Origin of the sequence: Arthrobacter sp. Bi26 (assembly GCF_918697925.1) — a bacterium.
GTDB lineage: Bacteria > Actinomycetota > Actinomycetes > Actinomycetales > Micrococcaceae > Arthrobacter.
Genome location: NZ_CAKKMF010000177.1, coordinates 1 through 3,804 on the forward strand (window position 1 = coordinate 1; position 3,804 = coordinate 3,804).

Genomic DNA, 3,804 nt, shown 5'->3' on the forward strand with positions numbered 1-3,804 from the left:
GCCTGCAACCACACCAAAGAAACCCCCGGCTGGACCGCCCGCCCAGCACCCGGATCCGCTTCCGGCAGCGGCGACCGGCACAGGCACACCATCGAACTCACCACCCCCACCGGCCACACCTACCACTCCACTGCACCACCCCTGCCCGGAACGCCGCTCCGCCCATCAGCAACGGATCAGCCGGGCTCCCGGCACCGGCGCCAGCTCCGGCACCAGGCCAAAACGCTCAGAAGCGCGCGCAGCCTTCCTTCGGCCGCCTGAGACCAGCCACTTCAGTCCACCGGACCCGTGGGCCGGTCCGGCCGGCGGCCCGTCAGCGTCTGGACTGCCTCTGCGATGCCCACGTCCCCTCGTTCAAGCTCTTGCATGAAGAGTCTTCCGCTCGTAATGAGGCCGTCCTCGATCTCGAAGATCGTCACGCCGCGCATGTCGAAGGGCCGCCCATCGGTGCGGGTGCCGGCCCAGGTCCATTCGCTCCACGCGGTGTTACCGTCGTCCGCGGAGCGGAGCACTTCTGCATGAAAATCGGGAACGCCAGCGAATATCGCTGCCCAGTTCGCGTGCATCTGCGCCCGTCCCACAAATGCCCTGGCCGGGTGGACCGGTTGCACGCTCTTATACGACTCATGGAACAACGCGGCGGCTGCCTCAAGGTCGTGGTCATTGAACGCTGCAAGCAGGCGCTGGATAAGTTGACTCATCGGATCACTCCTCGGCATGGCGGGGTTTCATGCACAGGCTCGTTGGCGGACCGCACCGGGGCCGGAGATCGGTCTGCCCGCATCGTCAATCTACGCCGCCGCACTCACCCACTTCCAGGCGGAACAGGTCCGGACCGATCAGGTCCAGACCGATGAGGTCCAGACGCCAATCGGTCCGGGAGTTTCTGAACTGACGCGGGCACCGCTATCCGGTGACCGTCTTGGCCGTCGCATTCCACGTCAGCCGCCCGTGCTGGAAATCCGTTGCCCGGCCGACGGATACCGTGTACGAGTCGCTCGTCGGATAACCCAGCCGGCTCTTCTCCCAGCCCATCGACGCCCACTTATTCCGGATCGCACCGGTCACCGAGTGCGCCTGGGTAGTCGGCGTCCAGTAGATCGATGCCCCGCCCGAACCGGAGAAGTGGCTGTACCGCCCCACCCTGTCCGGGGTGCCCTCCTCGTCCGTGATCGGATACCGCAGCGGGCCGGTCTCCCAGCCAAGTGCAGCCCATTTGGACCGGATGGCCCCCAGGACAAAGTGCGCCCCCGTCGTCGGTGACCAGAAGATCGAGTTTCCACCCGAACCTGAGAAGTGGTTGTAGCGCCCCACCTTGTCCGCAGACGCCGTAGTGTCAGAGGTCGGGTAGCCTAGGCCCGTCTCCCAGCCCAGCGACGCCCACTTGGCACGGACGGCCCCTGTTACCGAGTGGGCCTTGGTTGTCGGTGTCCAGTAGATCGATGCCCCACCCGCACCGGAGAAGTGGTTGTACCGTCCCACCCCGTCCGGGGTGCGCTTCTCGTCGGTGATCGGATACCCCAAGGGTCCTGTCTCCGCGCCCAGTGCCCTCCATTTGGACCTGATCGCGCCGGTCACAGAGCGCGCCCCGGTGGTCAGCGAATAGTAGATCGAAGTCCCACCCGCACCGGAGAAGTCACTGTACTTCCCCACCTTGTCCGGCGACACTTTCTCGTCCGAGGTCGGGAAGCCGAAGGGACCACCGGCGCCGCCCTCGGCCCTGTACCGCTTGTAGATCTCATTGAGGACTGCATGGGCCCCGGTCTTGGTTGACCAGCAGATCACTCCTCTGGTGTAGTCCTGGCACTTGCCTACTCCCACGGCATACTCCGCGGTCAGCGACCGGCCGAGGCTCGACCCGGGGCGGCCTGCATTGATCTTCCACCCGTAAGCAGCGATGGGGTCATCGGTACCGTTCCCGGTGAGCATGACCTTCTGAGCAGCTTGGCCGTCGTCCGCAGTGATCAGGTAAAAGGTCTCGCTCGTCCCTGCTTGCCCGACGGCCGTGGGCGCGAAGGTCACCGTCTGGTACGCGGTTTCACCGGCGGGAATTTTCAAGCCCTCGGAGATGGGAGTCGTCGTGGAGAAGACGCCCTGTGGCGCTTTCGCCTTCGTGATGGTCATCGGGACGTTGCCGGTGTTCTTTATCTCGAAAGCCCTGGTAACCGACGTCCCGGCGGGGACGTCACCGAAGTCCAGGGAGTGCGGCATCTCCAGGTGCGCCGCGCCGGCCACGGCGGTCGCGGCCACCTTAACGGTCACCTTCCCGCGGTCACTGGCGACGACGAGCGTATCGGCCACCGGGCCCGCCAACGTGGGACTGAACGTCATGGACACCGCAACCGATGCGAGCGGCTGGATCGTCTGCCCCACAGCCGGCACCGTGCCGGGGTCGACCCGGAGCTGTGCGTTTGCCGGAAGGGTGACCCCAGTGATCTTTGCCACGGTTGTGCCCGTGTTGACGATGTTGACAGTCTGCCGGCTGACAGTTTTTGTCGGCACGTCGGTGAACTGGATTACGGCGGGAGTCGCGCCCAGGCCCTCCTTCGTGCCGACGCCGTGGACGCCGATGAGATCGGTCTCGCCGTCGGCCGTTTTGACCGTCAGCGTGCCGTCGGCCTGGCCCGGAACAGTCGGAGCGAAGATCACGGGCACGGTCATGCTCGCGCCCTTGGCCAACTTCCGGGGCATCGTGAGCCCGGTTCCGATCTTGAACGGGGCGCGCGTCGTGATGGAGCTGACTGTTACCGCCCGCGATGCGGTGATCGTTACGCTCCCGGTCACGGAGGTGCCAACCTTGGCGGTACCGAGGTCGGTGTTCTTTGCCCCTACCGCTGACGTAGTCGGGGCGCCGAAGCCCAGGACGTGCCCGTCCCGGGTGCCCACGTATACGCGGCCCTTGTCAGTGGCCACCGAGGAGAACTTGGACCCTATACCCAGTGGGGCGCTAAACACTTCCTTGAGGTTCCCCGTATTGTCCGGTATTGCCCGGTAGGCGCGCAGCTCCGCATCGGCCCCGGTACCTGCGCTGACATAGACCACCCAGACAAGGGCGGAGGACCCGTCTGTGCCGGTGGAGGTCACCACCGGCGAACCGGAGCTGAACCCGAACGTGCCGGCGGAGGTCCCGACGGAGGCGAGGCTGACCCCGCCCGCCGCGCTCGTCACGATCTTGAACGCGCGAAGGTACCCGTTGCTCTCGACGACGTAAAGGTAGCCCCCGTTGGTGGTTCCGAGAAACCCGGGCTTTCCCCACACTCCGCTGTACGGACCGGCCTTGTCCAGGACGGCGTCGGTTCCACCCGGCCCCTGCGCCATGCCGCCCAGGTTGTCCCGGTCCAGCAGGTACATGGTGCCATCTTTACCGATTTGGGCCAGCAGGTGCGGGTGTGCCGCGGTGCCATAGCCGTCCGGGATCGCGACGGGAGCGCCGGCGCCCAGATCGGCGTCGTTTCGGTTCAGTTTCGCGTTGTCGGCCGGGCTGAAGAAGTCGGTGGGTTTCAGATTGCCGTCGGTGCCGACTCGGAGCCGGACCACCGCCTCCGCCAGAGTGCTGGGGGGGTTCGATCCCGGCCCGGGCTTGGGGGAAATGCCGTTCCCTGTGGTGAGCAGGATTTGGCCGGGGCCGTCGGACACCAGTCCTCCGCCGGATTGCCAGATCCCGCCCTCCGCGTTGGCGTTGCCTGATTCGGTCGCCCACATCGTCGTCTGCCGGCCTGCGGTCGATACGCCGACAACATAGCCCACGAACGGGGTGTAGTCGCAATGGCTGGCAAATCCTGCGTAGACCACGCCGTTCAGGAG

The 3,804-nt window shown here is 65.9% G+C and carries 2 protein-coding genes and 1 pseudogene; 1 reads left to right on the forward strand and 2 read right to left on the reverse strand.

The window, feature by feature from the left end; all coding sequences use genetic code 11:
* Nucleotides 1–261, forward strand: a pseudogene (locus tag LQV16_RS23125) (HNH endonuclease); the annotation flags it as partial.
* Between the two features lie 11 nt (nt 262–272).
* Here LQV16_RS23125 and LQV16_RS23130 read toward each other — a convergent pair.
* On the reverse strand, nt 273–701 hold the full coding sequence (locus LQV16_RS23130) for a nuclear transport factor 2 family protein (protein WP_229996172.1): 429 nt from the start codon (nt 699–701) through the stop codon (nt 273–275).
* Between the two features lie 205 nt (nt 702–906).
* A partial coding sequence (locus tag LQV16_RS23135) for a choice-of-anchor D domain-containing protein (RefSeq protein ID WP_229996173.1) occupies nt 907–3,804 on the reverse strand: 2,898 nt, incomplete at its 5' end.